This window comes from Komagataeibacter xylinus, assembly GCF_009834365.1.
Taxonomy (GTDB): Bacteria; Pseudomonadota; Alphaproteobacteria; order Acetobacterales; family Acetobacteraceae; genus Komagataeibacter; species Komagataeibacter xylinus_D.
Genome location: NZ_CP041348.1, coordinates 751,821 through 770,556 on the forward strand (window position 1 = coordinate 751,821; position 18,736 = coordinate 770,556).

15 protein-coding genes and 1 pseudogene are annotated in these 18,736 nt (G+C 59.0%); all 16 read right to left on the reverse strand.

Going from position 1 to position 18,736, the window contains the following annotated elements; all coding sequences use genetic code 11:
* Position 1: 1 nt before the first annotated feature.
* Complete coding sequence (gene bcsA / locus FMA36_RS03500) at positions 2-4,459, reverse strand: UDP-forming cellulose synthase catalytic subunit (RefSeq protein WP_159260862.1); 4,458 nt, start codon at positions 4,457-4,459, stop codon at positions 2-4.
* A gap of 579 nt (positions 4,460-5,038) precedes the next feature.
* Positions 5,039-5,182, reverse strand: coding sequence for a hypothetical protein (locus FMA36_RS19420; RefSeq protein WP_167517987.1), 144 nt, complete (start codon positions 5,180-5,182; stop codon positions 5,039-5,041).
* Positions 5,162-5,886: pseudogene (locus FMA36_RS19425) on the reverse strand (IS5 family transposase); the annotation flags it as partial. The pseudogene FMA36_RS19425 and the gene FMA36_RS19420, both read right to left, overlap by 21 nt.
* Positions 5,887-6,401: 515 nt before the next feature.
* Positions 6,402-7,433 carry an RES family NAD+ phosphorylase gene (locus tag FMA36_RS03510; RefSeq protein ID WP_159260864.1) on the reverse strand — a complete coding sequence of 344 codons (1,032 nt, stop codon included), beginning with the start codon at positions 7,431-7,433 and terminating at the stop codon, positions 6,402-6,404.
* A 7-nt stretch (positions 7,434-7,440) separates the two neighbouring features.
* Positions 7,441-8,376, reverse strand: coding sequence for a sce7725 family protein (locus FMA36_RS03515; protein WP_159260866.1), 936 nt, complete (start codon positions 8,374-8,376; stop codon positions 7,441-7,443).
* A 7-nt stretch (positions 8,377-8,383) separates the two neighbouring features.
* Positions 8,384-9,133 carry a sce7726 family protein gene (locus tag FMA36_RS03520; RefSeq protein ID WP_240906465.1) on the reverse strand — a complete coding sequence of 250 codons (750 nt, stop codon included), beginning with the start codon at positions 9,131-9,133 and terminating at the stop codon, positions 8,384-8,386.
* 309 nt (positions 9,134-9,442) lie between these two features.
* Complete coding sequence (locus FMA36_RS03525; protein WP_159260868.1) at positions 9,443-9,664, reverse strand: DUF2274 domain-containing protein; 222 nt, start codon at positions 9,662-9,664, stop codon at positions 9,443-9,445.
* Positions 9,661-10,854: a TraB/TrbI/VirB10 family type IV secretion system protein gene (locus FMA36_RS03530; protein ID WP_159260870.1), complete on the reverse strand. Its 1,194-nt coding sequence runs from the start codon at positions 10,852-10,854 to the stop codon at positions 9,661-9,663. Before FMA36_RS03530 ends, FMA36_RS03525 begins: the two co-directional genes overlap by 4 nt.
* Positions 10,851-11,852, reverse strand: coding sequence for a P-type conjugative transfer protein TrbG (trbG, locus tag FMA36_RS03535; protein ID WP_159260872.1), 1,002 nt, complete (start codon positions 11,850-11,852; stop codon positions 10,851-10,853). The genes FMA36_RS03530 and trbG overlap by 4 nt, the downstream gene beginning before the upstream one ends.
* On the reverse strand, positions 11,849-12,532 hold the full coding sequence (gene trbF, locus FMA36_RS03540) for a conjugal transfer protein TrbF (RefSeq protein ID WP_159260874.1): 684 nt from the start codon (positions 12,530-12,532) through the stop codon (positions 11,849-11,851). The genes trbG and trbF overlap by 4 nt, the downstream gene beginning before the upstream one ends.
* A 5-nt stretch (positions 12,533-12,537) precedes the next feature.
* Complete coding sequence (gene trbL / locus FMA36_RS03545; RefSeq protein ID WP_159260876.1) at positions 12,538-13,941, reverse strand: P-type conjugative transfer protein TrbL; 1,404 nt, start codon at positions 13,939-13,941, stop codon at positions 12,538-12,540.
* Positions 13,942-13,946: 5 nt separating this feature from the next.
* A complete protein-coding gene (trbJ, locus tag FMA36_RS03550; protein WP_159260878.1) occupies positions 13,947-14,684 on the reverse strand; it encodes a P-type conjugative transfer protein TrbJ in 738 nt (245 codons plus the stop codon).
* Positions 14,681-17,122, reverse strand: a complete 2,442-nt coding sequence (gene trbE / locus FMA36_RS03555; protein WP_159260880.1) for a conjugal transfer protein TrbE — start codon at positions 17,120-17,122, stop codon at positions 14,681-14,683. The genes trbJ and trbE overlap by 4 nt, the downstream gene beginning before the upstream one ends.
* 13 nt (positions 17,123-17,135) lie before the next feature.
* Positions 17,136-17,414 (reverse strand): VirB3 family type IV secretion system protein, encoded by a 279-nt coding sequence (locus tag FMA36_RS03560; protein ID WP_063905681.1) that lies wholly within the window; start codon positions 17,412-17,414, stop codon positions 17,136-17,138.
* Positions 17,414-17,746 (reverse strand): TrbC/VirB2 family type IV secretion system protein, encoded by a 333-nt coding sequence (locus FMA36_RS03565; RefSeq protein WP_159260882.1) that lies wholly within the window; start codon positions 17,744-17,746, stop codon positions 17,414-17,416. Before FMA36_RS03565 ends, FMA36_RS03560 begins: the two co-directional genes overlap by 1 nt.
* The gene (gene trbB / locus FMA36_RS03570; protein ID WP_159260884.1) at positions 17,743-18,720 is read right to left on the reverse strand and encodes a P-type conjugative transfer ATPase TrbB; all 978 of its coding nucleotides are present in this window, start codon (positions 18,718-18,720) and stop codon (positions 17,743-17,745) included. Before trbB ends, FMA36_RS03565 begins: the two co-directional genes overlap by 4 nt.
* Between the last annotated feature and the right edge of the window lie 16 nt (positions 18,721-18,736).

Sequence of the window (18,736 nt, forward strand, 5' to 3'; positions counted from 1 at the left end):
GTCACAGGTCGCCCGTCAGATCATTGTTGAGAATGCGCCGCCTGCTGCGCGCGCCGAGCACCGCCATGGCCCATGAGGTGCCGCACAGCGCGGCCAGAACTCCCAGCCCGCAAAGCAGCAGCGGGTGGCCGCCCAGATACCAGTCCGGCAGCATCCAAGCGGGCATGTTGCCTACGGTATAGAGTCCGCCCGTGCGATAATTATCCAGCCGCGCCCCGTGGCGGATCACCATATCGCCCTGAAAGCGCTGCATCAGGGCCGGGTCGCGCAGGTCACGCACCATGGCGGGCAATGCAGCAGGCGCGCCGCCGAGCACGGCCACGACGGAACGGTGCGCAACAAAGGGCGACTGCGCCGCCACCACCGCCCCTTCGGTCAGGTTATATGTCGGTGCAGGCGCGCCGGGGTGCATCATCCGCATGCGCAGGCGTTGCAACAGCGAGGGCCCGCGCACGTAACCGGCCCGCGCCAGCGCCGCCTGTCCGTTGCCCAGCCCGTCAAGCGTGGAAAAAATCAGGATATCGCCAGTAATCGTATCATCAACCGGCATGTCGGTGGTCCGCACGCTCACGCCGGTGGCGGGATAGCGGTTGATGGCACCTGCAAGGCCCATCATGTCCACAAAGGCAGCGACCGTGTCGGGAGCGGGATGGGGCGGCAGCAGTACGGTCGTTTCCGACAGGTCGGCCATGCGCGAAAACGGAAAGGCTGAAGAGGCAAACAGCGCCACATCAGGCAGCACCGCGAAATGCCGCGACTTGGAAAAATCAATGGTGGAGGACGGGTCGAGTTCAACCACATCGGGCGAGGCTGCAGCCTCGGCCTGCGTCATGTGCCGGGGATACACATTAAAATACAACCGCAGTTCGTTCTGCTGCCCCATTCTCCATACCGGCAGTTCCAGGTCATGTTCCACCGGCGCGCCCGCCACACGGAACGGGTTGAGCGACCACGGCACCAGCGGATAGACATGCAGGAATGTGTCGTTCAGCATAACGCTGACATGGGATTTCTTCCGCTCCAGCACACCGCCTTCCGGCGCGATGAGCCGCAGCCGCGCCATGAACGGCCGCGAGCGCCATGAACGCAGGTCTGGCGGCAGCGACAGCTTCACCCTGAGCATGCCCGATGTCAGGCCATGTGTGCGCAGGTCCGCCGTCGAGACCAGTTCGCGCAGGGGCACGGGCTGGTCGGTGCGCACAAGACCCGGTGCATCATAGGGCTGGCGGGCAGGAGGGTGCACGACGGGTGCCGCCGCAAAAGACCCCGCTGCATCATGTTCCGCGCCCAGCACCAGAGCCCTTGCTGCTGTTGTGACATCGGCCATGCTGCGCCCGGTCACGACGAGGATCGTGCCGAAACCATCCTGCGGGTTGGGCATGACCGCGAGTTCCGGCCCCGGCGGCACGGCACCCCACGGCCCCGGCTGGTTGGGCGCGATGAGCACCGCATTGCCCTGCGCGGGCAGGACGGGCGTCACGTTGAAACTGATCCTGCGATCCTGTCCGTCTGCCCCGAACCATGAGGCCACCATGCCCGCAGCCGCCAGCACGCCGGGGTCCGACACATCAGGCAGGGCAAAGGTGACCACCGGCATTTGTGCCGCATCAGGGTCCAGCACCGGATAGGGCAGCGCCGAGAGCAGCCGATGGGGCATGAGGCTGACCGTGGTCAGCGCAAGAGTGGAGTGCGGGGTAATCGTGATCGAGGCATCCGCGGCACTCACCCGCGCTGTATCGGGCGCGGGGGCACGGGCACCCGGCCCGCAGGCCGCAACACCGGCAGTGCCGGTGGCCGGGCGCATGAACAGGCGGAAATTGATCCTGTTGCGCGTGTCAAAAAACAACGGACTGACCGGCAGGCTGACGGGACCGAACGCGCCATCAGCCGCCGGGCAGATGACGCCGATATCCTGATTGTTGACGCTGACGGCCACCGCAACCGGCCCCGCCACATGCCCCATATGTGCGGTGCCCGAAAGAGTCAGCGTGCCGCCTGTAATGATGACATCGCGCCCGACCCTGACGCCAAGCCCATGCAGCGGCGCATCGGCACGCAGCACCATGTCGTCTTCCTGCCCGAGCTCAGCAAGGCTGCGCGTGTACGTGTGCGGCTGGTGCGAGACCCGGTCCACATCAACCATGGTCATGCGCGCATCATCCACCGCGGCAACGGACTCGCCCGCGGCCTCCACCGGCGCCATGTCAGACAGTGCATCGGGCGTAGCCCGCGCGCTACCAGCCAGGCCGCACAGTAACAGGGCCGCCATTGCCAGCGGCAGGCCGGATGCACCAGCACCTGACCTGTGCGGCGGCAAAATAACCAGCTGCCGGGCAGGCAGCTTTTCGTCCGGTTCGGCATCAGGCGGTGCGGCGGGCGAGGGAGATGCCTGCATCTGCGCGCGCGGATAGGGCCGGAACAGCCCGCAGATGCTGACCAGCAGCAGGTAAAGACTGTGCAGGGGCCGGTCAGGCGGGAAATCGGACCACTGCGCCCAGGCATCATCACGACCGAACACAAGCCCTACAACCTGCTTTTCGGTTGCAAGGTCCGGAATGACCCACGCAACATGCGCACGCCCCTCGTGCCGGGCAATGCAGATGGCGCGCAGCGTAAGCGGGCCAGCAGCAAGGGTACCGTGCAGGCGCAACTCATCGCCCACGGCAAGGGGCAGTGTGGGCGGCAGGTCAAGCAGACACCCGCCCATCGACACATCTACCGTGCGGCACGCAACACCCTGCGCGCCACCTGCTGCCACGGTAAAGGGAATGCTGGCCGCAATGCGGTGGTTGCGGCGGCGCTGGCGGGTTTCACGCGCGGCCGCGACACCCCCAAGCACGATGATCAGGCTGAACAGCACCCAGACCGAATTGACGGCCATTGCGCGGAACACCACCGTTTCATGATAATGGGCGATCGCGGCCCAGATGCCGCTTACCAGTCCCACTGCCAGTATCACGGCCATGATCACGCCAGGATAGGAGGCCCGCCAGTCAAAGCGCTCGCGGTCGAGCAGGCCGCCCTTGTCAGTTACGTTGAACTTACCCTTGTGCGGCGCCACCACGGTCACGAACGTCATGCGCACCAGAAAGGGTGCCAGCATGGATTCGTAGATCTCGCTCCAGAACGAATAGCGCCACCGCCCCTGCAGCCGCGACATGGTCATGGTGGTATGAAACAGATGCGGCAGGGCATAGACCGCGAGTTCATAGGGCGAGGCCGCGATCATGGTCACGCCCAGGAACAGATAGGCCAGCGGGGCCATCAGGAACATGATCCGTGGTATGGCGAAGAAGTAATTCGTTGCCGCCGCCATGTAGCAGATGCGCTGCGTCAGGCGCAGGCCAGGGCCGCGCATGGGATTGTCGATCCGCAGCATCTGGATCATGCCGCGCGCCCAGCGCACGCGCTGCCCGACCTGCAGCAGGAGGGTTTCCGTCTCGAGGCCTGCTGCAAGCGGCTCGCGCAGATAGGCCGTGCCCCACCCCTTGCGCTGCATGCGCAGGGCAGTGTGGGCATCTTCCGTTACGGTTTCAGTGGCGAAGCCGTCGATGGAGGTGATGGCCTTGCGCCTCAGCAGGGCGCATGACCCGCAGAAGAAAGTGGCATTCCAGAAATCATTGCCATCCTGCAAAAGGCCATAGAACAGGTTGCTCTCGGGAGGCACCTGCATGCCCCGGCTCATGTTGCGGCGGAACGGATCGGGGGAGTAGAAGTGATGCGGTGTCTGCAGCAGCGCGAGGTTGGGGTCGGCGACCATCCACCCCACGGTCTTCTTGAGGAAGCTGCGCACGGGCACATGGTCGCAGTCAAAGATCGCGATAATGTCGCCCGTTGTCACCTTGATGGCATGGTTGAGGTTGCCAGCTTTGGCGTGGGCATTTTCTGCGCGGTTGATGTAGCCTGCCCCGACCTGCTCGGCAAAATCACGGAACGACCGCCGCCGCCCGTCATCAAGAATATAAACGTTCAGCTTGTCTGCCGGCCAGTCCATGGACAGGCAGCCCAGCACCGTGGTGCGGACGATCGACATATCCTCGTTATAGGTCGGCACATAGACATCAATGACCGGCCAGGTGCTTTCATCCTCCGGCAGCGGGTGAATCTGCCGTCGCAGGGGCCAGGCGAGCTGAAAATACGTAAAGCCCACCCGACAGGTGGTATAGATTTCACCAATTGCCAGTGCCAGCACCAGGATTGTCTGCAACACGCCATCCAGATCAAGCGTGGAAGTAAAGCGCCACACCAGATAGCGCCCGGATACCACAATGGACAGCACCATCAGGAAACAGCGCGACCGGCGTTCATCATGTCGGCGAACAAGGAAGAACAGGAGCGCGCCTCCTACCGCCACGAAAAACTGGTGGTCGGGGGAGAGATAGGTCAGGCAGACCACCGCAAGGAGTATGGCGAATAACGGGCCAGAGACGAGAGGAGATTTTAAAACGCGCCAGATCATAGAAACTCGTAACTGTACCGTGCTGGCCTTGAGCAGGCTATTTAAAAGGGTGGATCAGGACCGTATTGGGGGATGGTCCTTACGGTTTTACGTCCATGACTGTCTGTTCAGGCAAGCAGGTTTCCTGCCATTACATGATGATTATTCATTAGAAATTTTTCTTTCCTGCAATGAAATCAACAGGTTATGAATATGTATTTTTTATACCAATTTGCCCTCCCGTTATATTGAAAATATAACCCTGTCAACGCCTGCCCCCATGGAATCAACATGACATCCCCGAAGCCCTAGGCATACAGGTCAAGGCTCACACGCCACCAGAAGAATACAAGGACCGTGCCCTGCGCCTGTCGCCACACCTGAGAAGGTACAAACGGTTCAGCAAGCAGTGCAATCAGCGCCTATATCTGAACGAATGTTTGAAGATGACCAAGACGGGCATTGTCAGGAGCTGCGGGACGAACAGCATGGCATGCGAGTAAGGACGCCATGCATGCACTGGGTTCATCAATCTGGAGCCTTGCTTATGGTGCCTCCACCAGAGCAGGGCTTTTTCATTGATGCTTTTTTATCCACGTCTCAATTTTCATCATGAAAATCAGTCTTGACCCTGGCGTTCATTAAAATATCAAACACCAGCCTTTTATGCTCGACCGATGGCATCCAGTCATCGAGACTGACGTGAGAAGCATTCCTGCCGACAAGGATGGATTTCACCACCATATCCGCGACAGCCCGCCACTCCTTGAGCCTTGCCCACAGGTTTTCGACCAGATGCCAGTGTCTGTAAGCCCATTTGGGACAGGCGACTTCTGGATCATTCTTCCTTGGCGGGATGACAGGGCGAGATCCACGGTTCCAAAGATCTTCACGAAATTTATGTGAGGCATACCCACGATCGCAGACGACATAGATTGGTGGGTATGGCAGAGCGTCAAGCAGGGCGTAGGCACACGGTAATTCATGTGCCTGTCCGGGTGCCAGCGTGAAGGACAGTGCCCTGCCATGACTGTCCGCAGCTACGCAGACCTTGGTGCCAAATCCTCCACGTGAGCGGCCAAGAGCCTCACGATCCTTTCGGCGTTCTCTGTGCCCCCTTTTTTAGCCGCTCCGGCCGCCTTATGATGGGCACGGATTGTCGTGCCATCAAGAAAGACCATGCCGAGGTCTTGATCCCTGTCTTTGACCTTTTCAAAGAGGCGCTGCCACACACCGAGCTTCGACCATCGAATGAACAACTGTGCTGCAATCCACCAGGGACCAAACTCTGATGGCAAGGCACGCCACTTCGCGCCGTTCTGATGGCGCCAGAAAATCGCGGATATCGTCCGTCGAAGGTTCTTTGGTGGGGTCTTGCCCTTCGGACGGACTTCCTCGATCAAAGGCTCCCAGACGGACCATGCGGTATCGGAAAAGACAGACTGCATCATGCTCATCATAAACAGCTATGCAATCCGTTCCGTCATTCAAGACCTAACAGGCCCTAATCACCCGTTCCCTCTGCTGATGGAATATTCAGCGATGCCATGCCAGAGATAGTTATCTGGCGATGTTTCTGGAATTGTCTTCATCATACAAAACACAGAGGCCTATGTCGCTTTCCAGTTTTTCCAGTAAAATTAATTCCAATTATTATTTTATTCTGCATATTATTCTTCTTTCTGTCTTCTGAGACTTCATGATGGACACGTTCCGCATTGAGACAGAAATACCGATGCATTCGAAGAACTCACGTGCCAACGTGGATTTCCCGTTACCCACAGGACCAATGAGTAGGCTTTTGAACGCAAAAACCCCGCCATTGGGGGCGGGTTTTTGTATTTTATTAGGTGATGTAAGTCTGGTTGCGGGGACACGCAGCCCCCGATACCGACAGTCTTTGATTTTTTCTATATAAATCAAAAATAAAATTCATACAGTCTTTCGATAGATGACAAATACGCTAATCCTCTTTGACCGGTTTTACATCAACGGCCACTTTAGAAACATTGTAGCGTGCAACCGAACCACAAGAAGCCTTCTCGGGATCGAAAAGCGCCAGATTGAATCCGTCACTCACAGAACTACGATAAATGACCCCATCAAAGCCGCTTTTCTTAATGAACTCACATAAGTATTGACTAGGAATATAATCAATAGCGGCACCGTGAGGTAGCACCGGTCGGGTCAGTTCATCGCCAAGGCGCTCTAGAAACGGGAGAGCAGCTCGTAACCGGCCGATATCAGTAGTGTCGGTCAAAATAAATGGCGAAACAAGCTTACGTGGATTACGCAAATCGACAGCTTTAATACTTGGAATGTCAAACTGAGCCACACAAGCATTTTCGCCGGTATGTGGTCGGACTTCTGCCACTGCAGTGCCTGGTTGCGATCCAAGATAAAGATATGGGATACCCGCAGGATTGGCACGACCGTGCGAGGCCCTACGACGTGGCGGCGCGCCCATCTGGTCGATCGGATAATCTTCGTCGTCGACACAGATACGGGAGCGAAACCAGCGGTGCGGCAAGTTCGACGCAATCAGCAACGCCAAATGTCCTCGCAACTGATCAAGGTCGATCTCCACGTCGAGAAACCAACGATTCCTATACATCATTTCATCACGAAGTTTTTCCCACTGCTCTAAACCCTTGCTAATGTAACTCTCGGAAGGAGCAAAATATTGACGGACTATTTCGCCATCATCCAGAATTTCACTGAGCAATTCTTTAGCATGTGCCACGTCCATTGCTGGATGGTCAAAGAGATTCCAATCATCCTTCAACCACTCAACCAAAAGCTTGCCATCATCATTACGTTCATAGATGTTAATGAGCGCCCCAAAAACATCCGCAAGCTGCGATGGCTCGACTAAAGGTACATTTAGCGTGCCACAAAAACTACATGTACCCTGCTTAGATTTGAGTGACGGTATTATGTTGCCACGAAGCCCAACGTCACCAAAACACTCAGGGCAACAGTATCTTTTAGCCATACGCGCCTCAACCGAGATAGGCTGCTAAGGTCTCGATATGATGTTTCATTGAGAGTTTTTTTACATAACCCAGCCCTGGAAAATGACCTTTCGCATGTAGTTCTCGAAACTCCTTAATCGCACTAGTTTCGAGTAGCTTTGATCTCTTCGTATTAAGTTTCTTGATTAGCTTATCAAGTGCTTGCCCGAATTTTCCGGCAGGATCTGTTGGAGTATCTTTAGTATCTGACACAAAATGATAAATATACATCATATCATCTTGGTCAGGATCTATAAAAGTCAAATGGAGAGCAACAGCATACGCAGGGCCTCCGCTTTCACTATAACTATCACCAACCGTCAAAAAATCTCCGAAGCCAGACATACCAAGATCTGAATATGTCACATGCAAATCAGAAAATTCCTCAATTTCTGGGTAATCAGCATTCCTCTGACGATTAAAACCATCCTGCACAAGAACGCGATCACTTGAAACAAAATGCTTTCGATAAAGAAGTTTAGCATGATCTTCAATGAAGACATTCTTGATATTCTTCATTTCACTTGCCAGATCCGCAACCAGCAATTTAGGTGCACTAAAGCCAGCATGAATAAATACTGGATGATGATCAGCGTGAGATGAATAACACGTAAGGACATCTTCTACATTCATGTCACTACGCAACAGGATTCCTGCAACGATAGATTCATGACAGGAATAACCATCTTTGAGCAATTGACTAATATTAGCACCATCTTCTTGATGGTCACCGTGATGAGGATTTACAATAACGATTGCACGACCACCGGCAGAGCAAATTGCTTTGAGGGTTTTTTCAAGTCCCCCTAACGCCTCTCTAACGGGTTCAATGATCGGAGTGAAATTGTTATCAGCCATTAAAGTGGCCATTTCACGAATAGTAATCAGTTCGAATTGTTTTCCACGAAAATAAGGATAATACATGCGGTCTTCAGCTCCATGCCATTGCCGCATCCAGCGGACTTCTGACGGCCTCTACCAACCGATCATGATCGGTCCGGCGAACGGGAATTGATAGGGCAGCAGCTTGCAACGATTGCGGCAACTGCTCGACAAGTTCACTCAGTGGCGCAAGATTACGGGTCCGCTTGAGAACACGTACCATTTCGGCATGCACACTCACTGGATCGAGATCAATGAAAAGCTCTCGTAAAACAGCATGACGTCGAGTGTTAGGAACATCTGGCACAGTACGTCCTAACGCTTTAATAATCGAAGTCGCTTCAGCAGCCCGAAGTGACTCGAATACAGATGCAGGGCAAACCCGTTCAGGGCTATCCAGAGCTTCCCGCACCGTTGATATCTGGTAGCGTTTGGATAAGCACATAACACCAACGTCTGACGGAACAGTAGATAAGACGCCGTTTACATGACTTTCACTCGCGATAACGTTAACTTTCGCGAATACACGTTTATAATTTTCGACTTGGTTAGCAAGACGGACCAAACTATCCCGTTCGGATTTTATCTCATAAACGGTCGCTGTACCGTTCAAAACAACAAGGTCAGCTTTGCATGATCCCGCCCTGAATTCATTGAGCATCGATGCAGTACGCAGTGAGTGGGTGCCCATCAGTATCTTGTGACTGATTGCCGTCCGATAGACATACTCGTCACGCTTCCCCGCGACTTTAAGTGTGTCAAAAGCCGCATCGAAAACGTCACCAATGCTTGCCTGCAAGCCACAACGAGCCTCAAGATCAGTTTGATCTACGAGCCGACGGAATAGACCGGACCGCCCCTTCTTCGCCAGTTCCCGGAAAACAGCGGCGGAGAATAGGCGTGTAAACGCAGACAGTTGTACTGAGCTGTAGATGGCCGTTCCTCCCGTCCATTGAGCAGTTCACTTTATGACCTTACGATTCGAGTATTTTTACCAAAAAACTCTTACCAAGGAATCCAGAAAATTGGCGGGGCAGACCAGACAAACACTCCGATGACACCAGATCACACTCTTCACCTTGATTGTAACCAATCAGCGTCCCTTGCGCTAGAGCTTCGCTCTTCGCGCCTTGGCGAAACCCCGATCGGTAGCGATAAACCGGGTCAGCATGGGCGCGATGAGACGCACGGGATCGATGGGCACCAGCCCGGTTCCACGACCCAAAATTTCAGCATAGGCGACAAGATCACGATGCAGGGTGGCCGGCAACTCCAGCGTGACTTTCACGGGCTTGTCATCCTCGATCGGACCGAGCTTCAGCTTCGTCATGGGTGGATTTCCTCCTGTGTCCAAGGCTTTAGAACCAGATCGCGGTTCAGAATGAGCGTGAACGGCAGGCCGGGCCTGTCGGTCAGCGTCGGCTGAATATCCAGACTGCGGTCGATCAGACGGTTACCGACCATGGAGAAACCATTGCTGGCCCCTGAACGGATGGCCTGCATCAGGTTGTTCTCGTTCCATGACGTGCCGGCTTCGGAACCCACGCTGAGAAGAGTCGTCACGAGGGCAGCCTTGAAAAGCTGGCCCCAATGATTGTTCACCTCATCGGATAGACCGGACTGCCCGATGGCGTCGCCACCGAGCAGCTTTTCCAGCACCAGGCTCTCCCCGTTCGGGTAGATCAGCCGGGTCCAGATGATCTGGGTCCGCTGCTGTCCGAAGGAAACACTGCTGTTATAGGCCCCGAACAGGGTGCTGCCCTGCGGGACCAGCAGATAACGACCGGTCGGGCTGTCATAGACGTTCTGGGTGACATGACCGACGATCTGGCCGGGCAGATCGGAGCTGATTTTCGTATTCAATGCTCCGGCGATGACGGTCCCTGCCTGAAGGATATAAGGGGACGCGGGCGGCATAATCCGGTCCGGGCTGACCGTCGCACGGTCCGGCTTCCCCGCCAGAAAGGTACGATTGACAGCCTGCTGGTCGGTTCCTGCCGATGATGCCCGCACTCCAGGAGCGGCCGCCATCACCGGCACCGCCTGGGCGCTCTGACCCTCTCGTACCTCGACCTGCGCGAAGAGCCTGCTGGTGCGCGCGGCTTCGATCTCCTGGTCGCCGCGACGATTCCCCATGCCGGGAACCGGCCCCGCACGTCCCTGCCGCTGCGCATTGAGGATCGGCCCGCCCAGATCACCGGGCAGAGGCTGCCCCAGCTTCGGTACATTGGTATAGTCGCTGGGCAAAGCCGACAGCCCGTCGGCCGAGGCCCGCGCGTCGGTATCCTGTGCTGCCTGAACCGGCCCTTTTGGCGTGTTGCCTTGCAGCGCGTAACCCAGCGCGAGACCGATGGCGAGCATCCCAGCCGCCCCCAGGGTCCAGATGACGGGGCGCGACAGCTTTACGACCGGCGGACGCTGTGCGCGCAGCCGCAGATCGGGTGACGGTGCTGGTCCCGCTGCGCTCCCGTTGCCGGTAGCGCCCCCGTCCTCATCCGGGCGTTCTTCCGCGCTGCTCATGACTTTCTGCCGTCCGTGCGCACGATCCGCACACGCTGCTCGGAATGCTTATCACCCAGGCGTAATTCGGCAGCGGCGAACAGGCGATCGACGATCATCCAGTTCTGTCGCACCCGGTAATTGACCAGTTCCGGCCCTCCATCGGCCCCAAGCACAAAAAGCGGCGGCAGTTCCCCTTGCCCTATGCCAGCCGGAAAGGCGATATAGACCTTCCGCCCGTCATCAAAAGCCCGGCTGGGAAGCCAGGGTGATGTCTCGCCTTTCACCGGCTGGATGGCATAGCGGAAATTCAGGGCGTCGAGTTTCAAGCCCGTATCTACTGATGCCGCCTCGTCGGCATCGCTGTCCTGCCGGTGCAGGGCAATCAGATCATCCTCAGGGTAGTCCCAGGACACCGAGGCCATGTAGGTGGCTGGTGTGGAGCGCAGTTCGGCCAGATACGTCCGCCGATCCGTATTGACGATCAGGTTGGTAGTCAGATCCGGCCGCGTCGGCTTGACCAGGATATGGATGCGTTTGGTCGCCCCTGCCCCGCTTTCGGTGTCGCCAATGATCCAGCGCACCGTATCACCGGCAGCAACCGGCCCGGTGCCGACCAGCTTTTCGCCCTGCTGGAGCATGATGTCAGTGATTTCGCCGGGCGAGGTATAGACCTGATAGAGGGCACCGGGAGAATAAGGATAGACCTGCACCGCATTGATGAAGCCAGCACGCGTAGGTTGAATTCGGGCCGCCAGATTGGCCTGTGTCACGCGCGCTGCGGGGTCGGCGACTTCGGGAGCCGTATGGACCGCGCGTCGTGACGGCAGCGGCTTGAGCTGGCCCGGCAGGGGAAGTGGCTGCGGGACTTCGACGATCTGTACCGGTTTCGGTGGGTCCGGCAGGCGCATGGCCTGAACAGCGTCATCGTACCGGATGACAGGCGGATGGTAATGCTGCGCGCATCCGGCCAGGGGCAGGACAAGCAACGGGAGAAAACGAAGAGCGCGACGGATCATTGGCCAAGCTCCTTCGACCAGTTGATGGCGGAGACGTATATGCCGAGGGGATTTTTCCGCAGATGATCCGCATCGCGGGGCGTCCGCAGCACGATGGACACGATGGCGGTCCAGCGTTCGGTGCCGGTAAACGCTCCATCGCGGTAATGACGCTCGGTCCAGGCGACACGGAAACTGCCAGACGAGGCGCGGATGACCGAGGCAATGTCCACCTCGACCTGCTCCCGTCCGATCCGCGAAAACGGATCGTTGAGGCGGGCATAATCATTAAGCGCCTGCGCGCCCGACGTGGTGGTGAAATCATAGGCGCGCAGCCAGTTATGCCGGACCACCACCGCATCTGATGACAGACCACGGACATCGCCGATAAACTGCGCCAGATACCAGGCAATCTGCGGATCGGTCGGTGTGTAACCCGCTGTCGCAGGCATCACGACCTGCGCCTGCCCCAGTCGATCGACCTGCACCACCCATGGCACGACGGTGCCATGCGCGGACTGCCAGACCAACCCGGCACCAAGGCCGGCGGACAGAAACAGTGACCCGAACGCCATCAGACGCCAATTGCGGGCCTGCACACGGGCGGAGCCGATGCGCTCGTCCCAGATCTGCGCTGCTTTCTGGTATGGGGTTACGGGCTCGGGCGTGGTCCCGTAACGGCTGGTGGAGCGACGGAACATCGTCCTCATTCCTTTTCCGAGAGATCAATGCTGGAACTTCCGCCGCCGCCATCGGCTGAGCGGATGACATGCGCCACTTCGGCGGCATGGGTGGCTGCATTGCGGCGTTTCATGCTCCGCGCCCAGCGGGGTGGCGTGCCTTCGGGGCCAGAGCCGCCACCGGCAACACCACCTCCGCCACCGCCATTACCTGACGGGCCGCCGGACGCCCCGGCACCCGCATCGGACCCTCCCGTGAAGCGTCCGCCTGTCGCAGTGGAAGCGCCTCGCGCGCCCTCGCCGTAGCTCTGCTTCATGGCGTTCGCCGCAAACGACATTTTGCTCTTCACGGCATTCGCGGCAGCACTGCCCGGCGCCCGGGCAACACCGCCCAGCCCGGCTGCCATGCGGGCACCGGCACTTTCGCCAGCGGCATTCATGGCGCCCACCGAATAAGCCGTATTGGCCGCACCCGCGATCGCAGCCCCTCCCCGCGCGGCAGCAGCGGTGGCACCCACGGCCGCAGCCCCGCCAGAGGCAACCGCTCCAACGCCAGCCACGGCCGTTGCCCCCATCGCGCCAACCGCCATGCCGGTGCCGACAGCGGCGCCCGCGCCAAGCTGGGGCGCGCCTGAGATCAGCCCGTTGGCAATGCTGCCGCCATAAATGGACAGACCGACGATAGCGAGTGACGCCAGTACCACCGACGTTGCCTGTCCGACGGTGGGCACGGCATCGCCATAAGAAGTCGTAAACTGCCGGAATAATACAGACGCGATGCCGGAGATCACCGCCAGCACCATCACCTTCACACCCGATGACACGACATTGCCCAGTACCTTCTCCGCCAGGAAGGCCGTCCGGTTGAACAGCGCGAACGGGATCAGCACAAACCCTGCCAGCGTGGTCAGCTTGAATTCGATCAGGGCCACGAAAAGCTGAACGGCGAGAATGAAGAATGCCGCCAGCACAATCAGCCAGGACAGGCACAGCACAAAGATCTGGATGAAGTTTTTGAAGAAGGCCACCGGACCCAGAAGGTTGTGGACAGAGTCCAGCAGAGGCTGGGCCGCATCGAATCCGGTCGAGGCCAGTCGGCCGGGACGGAGGAAATCCGACAATGTCAGATTGCCACCCCCGGCCCTGAGACCCATGGCGGCGAAACTATCGAAAACCACCTTCGCAAGATGGTCAAAATTGTTGATCAGGAAAGCGAAGAACCCGATATACAGTGTCTTCTTCACCAGACGCTGGATGATGTCCTCATCCGCCGCCCACGCCCAGAACAGCCCGGCCAGTACCATATCCAGCACGGACAACGATCCGGCCAGAGAAACGACGTTTCCTTTCAGCAGACCAAAGCCGCTGTCGATCGTAGTCGTGAAGGTATTGAGGAAAGTGTCGATAACACCGACATCGTTCGTGGGCATGACCGTCAGTTTCCATTGCTGCCGAACATGGACACCGTGCTCGGCACATAGGCGTCATGCTGCGAGAAATGCTGATACTGCGCGTCACTTTCCGCTTCCGTCGCGGCATCACGTGCCTGTTGCAGGGCCGTGGCGCGACCGTTGGCGGCCAGTTCGGCCTGAATATCGGACAATTGGCGGGACTGTAGCGCCAGAAGCTGGTTTCCCGCCTGCGCCGCCTGCAACGCCCCGGTGGAGGTCTGGCTGGCCGAAGCCAGTTGTGTCATGGCAGAACTGTCGCTCGGGATGTTCCCCACTACCCGCGCCTGCAATTTCAGCGCATCCTCGAACCCACCGACGGAATTCTTCCACCGTGTCTGCGCCTGGCTGAACAGGGCACTGTCGGACATGCCCGAGGAGACGGACGTGTATGCCTGCTGGTATTGCTGCTCGACGGACTGGACGCTGTAGGCGATGTTCTGCGCCTGAGCGAGGAGTGCCGTCGTCTGGGAAATCGTTGACTGCAACGTCGATAATGTCGAAATCGGCAGGCTCGCCAGATTACGCCCCTGATTGACCAGCATCTGCGCCTGGTTGGCGAGTGACGTGATCTGGTTGCCGATCTGCTGGAGCGTTCGGGCCGCGATCAGCACGTTCTCAACATGGTTCGCGCCGTCATACACCGCCCATTGCGCGTGGGCAGGTGGAGAAGATGAAACCGTAAAAGCAATGACCACTACGGCAGGAATCAGACGATATCTCACGACACGTCTCCTTGCCGCAGAAGGTCCGCCGCCCACGTGACACCACGCGCCTCAAACCATGCGGGCAGGAAACCATCCCGCCCGTGCTTGGTCAGCACGCTATCGATCAGTCGATGATCGTCCTTGCCGGACGCGGCACACAACGCCAGCGCCACCGGGCCGAGGCCCAGTTCGAACAGGCGGTTGCCACCTTGCGTCTGACAGTAATACTCCCGCTTGGACGCGGCGCGGGCGATGATGGCGATCTGCCGGTCATTCAGCCCGAAATCCCGATAGAGCGCCATGATCTGCGGCTCGATGGCCCGCTCATTGGGCAGGAATATCCGCGTGGGACAGCTTTCCACTACAGCCGGAGCAATGGGGGAATTGGCAATATCGGACAGGGACTGAGTAGCAAAAATCACCGATGCGTTCTTCTTGCGCAGGGTTTTCAGCCATTCCCGGAGTTGTCCGGCGAAATCACCGTCATCCAGAACCAACCAGCCCTCATCAATGACCAGCAGGGTCGGGCGGCCATCCAGACGGCCCTCAATGCGGTGGAACAGATAGGACAGCACGGAAGAGGCTGCGTCAGAACCGATCAGCCCCTCGGTTTCAAACACCACGACATCGGCATCGCCCAGCCGCTCGGCGTCCGCATCCAGCAACCGGCCATAAGGACCACCGAGGCAGTATGGGGCCAGAGCCTGCTTCAGGACGTTGGACTGGAGGAGCGCCACCAGACCGGAGATCGTGCGTTCATGGTCGGGCGATGACGCGAGGGAATTCAGGGCCGACCAGAGATGGGACTTCACCTCGGGGTTAAGCGTTATCCCCTCACCCACGAGGATCTGCCCCAGCCACTCACTGGCCCATTTGCGCTCGTCGGGATCGTAAATCTGTGCCAGCGGCTGGAGCGATACACTGCCACCCTGTTCTTCCGATGGATCATCATCGGTCAAACCGCCGCCGAGATCATGCCAATCGCCTCCCATTGCCATCGTCGCCGCACGCATGGAGCCACCAAAATCGAAGGCAAAAATCTGCGAACCCGCATAGCGCCGGAACTGGAGCGCCATCAATGCCAGCAGCACGGATTTGCCCGCGCCTGTCGGTCCCGCGATCAGCGTGTGACCGACATCCCCGACATGCAGTGAAAACCGGAATGGTGTTGCTCCCGCCGTTTTTCCGTAGAACAGCGGTGCTGCCTTGAAATGCCCGTCCTGCTCCGGCCCGGCCCACACGGCGGAAAGCGGGATCATATGCGCCAGATTCAGGGTCGAGACCGGGGGCTGGCGCACATTGGCGTAGACATGGCCCGGCAGACTCCCGAGCCATGCCTCCACCGCATTGAGGCTTTCCGCCATGTAGGTGAAGTCCCGCCCCTGAATGATCTTTTCCACGAGGCGAAGTTTTTCCGCCGCGATACTGGCGCTGCCATCCCAGACCGTGACGGTCGCAGTGATATAGGCTTGACCGACATCGTCGGCACCAAGGGATTGCAGCGCCAGATCAGCATCGGCGGCCTTGTTGGCGGCATCGTTGTCCTCCAGCACCGACGCCTCGTTGGTCATGACTTCCCGCACAATGGCTGCGATGCTCTTGCGCTTTGCGAACCACTGCCGACGGATCTTCGTCAGCACCTTCGTGGCATCGGTCTTGTCAAGCAGGATAGCGCGGGTGGACCAGCGATACGGCATGGCCAGCCGGTTCAGATCGTCGAGAATTCCAGGGAAGGTCCGGCTGGGGAAACCCGTGATGGTCAGGGTTTTCAGATAGGCGTCACCAAGTTTCGGCTCCAGGCCACCCGAGAGCGGCTGGTCCACCAGCAGAGCATCGAGGTGCATCGGGATTTCCGGCACCCGGACCCGCTGGTTCCGCGTCGAGATGGTGGAATGCAGGTACGTGAGCGTCTCGCCGTCATTCAGCCACACCGCTTCGGGCATGAACCCGTCCAGCAGGGCCAGCATCCGATCCGTGCGGTCCACGAACGCATGGAGCATGCCATACCGATCGGGACCATCGCGTTCCCTGCCTTCATAGAGAAAACGCTCGGCACGCCCAGAAGATTCCGCCGGTGGCAGCCAGACCAGGGTGAGAAAATACCGGCTCTCGAAATGCGCCCCCTCGTCCTCGAACTGCTCCCGGCGTTCCAGATCGACCATCTGACTGGCGGCATCCGGGAAATCGCTCTCGGGATACACTGTTGCCGGGACGCGCTGGGCTTCCACGAACACCGCCCAGCCGGAGCCCAGGCGCCGCAGGGCATTATTCAGCCGCCCGGTCACGCCAACCAGTTCGGCGGGCGTCGCACTATCCAGATCGGGACCACGGATGCGTGCGGTACGCTGGAAGGAACCGTCCTTGTTCAGCACGACACCTTTTGCGACCTGAGCGGCCCAGGGCAGGAAATCAGCCAAGAGGGCAGCACGGTTGCGATATTCGCCAAGGGACATCATCGCCCTGCCCTCCCTATGCCCGGAGCCAGGCGGGATAGCGGAGATGCCGCCGGCCCACCTCGACGAACAGCGGATCGCGCTTCGCTCCCCAGACCGCGAGGCTATGCCCCACGATCCAGAATACCGCCCCAACCAGCCAGAGCCGCAGCCCCAGCGAGATGGCTGCGCCCAACGTGCCGTTGGCGATCGCCAGAGTCCTTGGCGCCCCACCCAGCAGGATCGGATCGGTCAGGGAGCGATGCACCGGGACATGGAAGCCCGGCACGGCGTCATCGTCATATCCGGCGGCCATCAGATCAGTGCTCCGCCCGAGAAGGAGAAGAACGACAGAAAGAACGAGCTGGCGGCGAAGGCGATGGACAGGCCGAACACGATCTGGATCAGGCGGCGGAAGCCGCCGGATGTTTCCCCGAACGCCAGCGTCAGGCCGGTCACGGTGATGATGATCACCGACACGATGCGCGCCACCGGTCCCTGCACGGATTCCAGAATCTGGTTGAGCGGTTCCTCCCACGGCATGTCGGAGCCCGAGGCAAGAGCCGAGGAGCACCATGCGATGGACAGCAGCAGCATGGCGGAAAGGACAGGCGCGTGCCGACGCACGCGGAACAGCGTGAGGTTCATAGGGAATCTCCATCGGTATCAATTGAATGAATGCGATAGGCGCCTGTGGTGGGGTCGAGCCCGTCCACGGTGGCGAGTTCGGACAGCCGGCGCTGCGCGCCCCGGCCGGAAAGGACGGCGATTACGTCGATGGTCTCGGCGATCAGCGCGCGCGGCACCGTGACCACAATTTCCTGGATCAGCTGCTCCATACGGTGCAAGGCACCGATGGCGGTGCCGGCATGAAGCGTGCCAATGCCGCCGGGGTGACCGGTGCCCCACGCCTTGAGCAGATCCAGCGCCTCGGGACCGCGCACCTCACCAATCGGGATACGATCAGGCCGCAGGCGCAGGGCCGAGCGTACCAGTTCGGACAGGGTCACGATGCCGTCGCGCGTACGGAGCGAGACAAGGTTGGGCGCAGCACATTGCAGTTCGCGCGTATCTTCGATCAGCACGACCCGGTCGTCGGTTTTTGCGACCTCGGCCAGCAGGGCGTTGACCAGCGTGGTCTTGCCGGTGGATGTCCCGCCCGCGACCAGAATGTTTTTCCGCTCGGCAACGACCTGGCGCAGGAAACTGGCCTGGGCGTTGGTCATGATCCCGGCTTCGACATAGTCATCGAGGGTGAACACGGCGACAGCGGGTTTACGGATTGCGAAACTCGGGGCTGTCACCACGGGCGGGAGCAAACCCTCGAACCGCTCCCCGGTCGGCAGTTCCGCCGACACGCGCGGTGCCTCGTCATGCACCTCCGCCCCGACATGGTGCGCCACAAGGCGGACGATGCGCTCCGCATCGGCGGGGGTGATGATCTCACCCGTGTCGTATAGCCCCTCGGACAGACGATCGATCCACAGCCGCCCGTCCGGATTAAGCATCACCTCTACGACAGCGGGATCGGCAAGGTGCCCCGCGATCGCCGACCCCATCGCTGTGCGCAGCATCGAGATGCCGCGTGCCTGACTTTCCGAATTATAATGCGAAACCGCCATCTGATCCCCGCTCGAA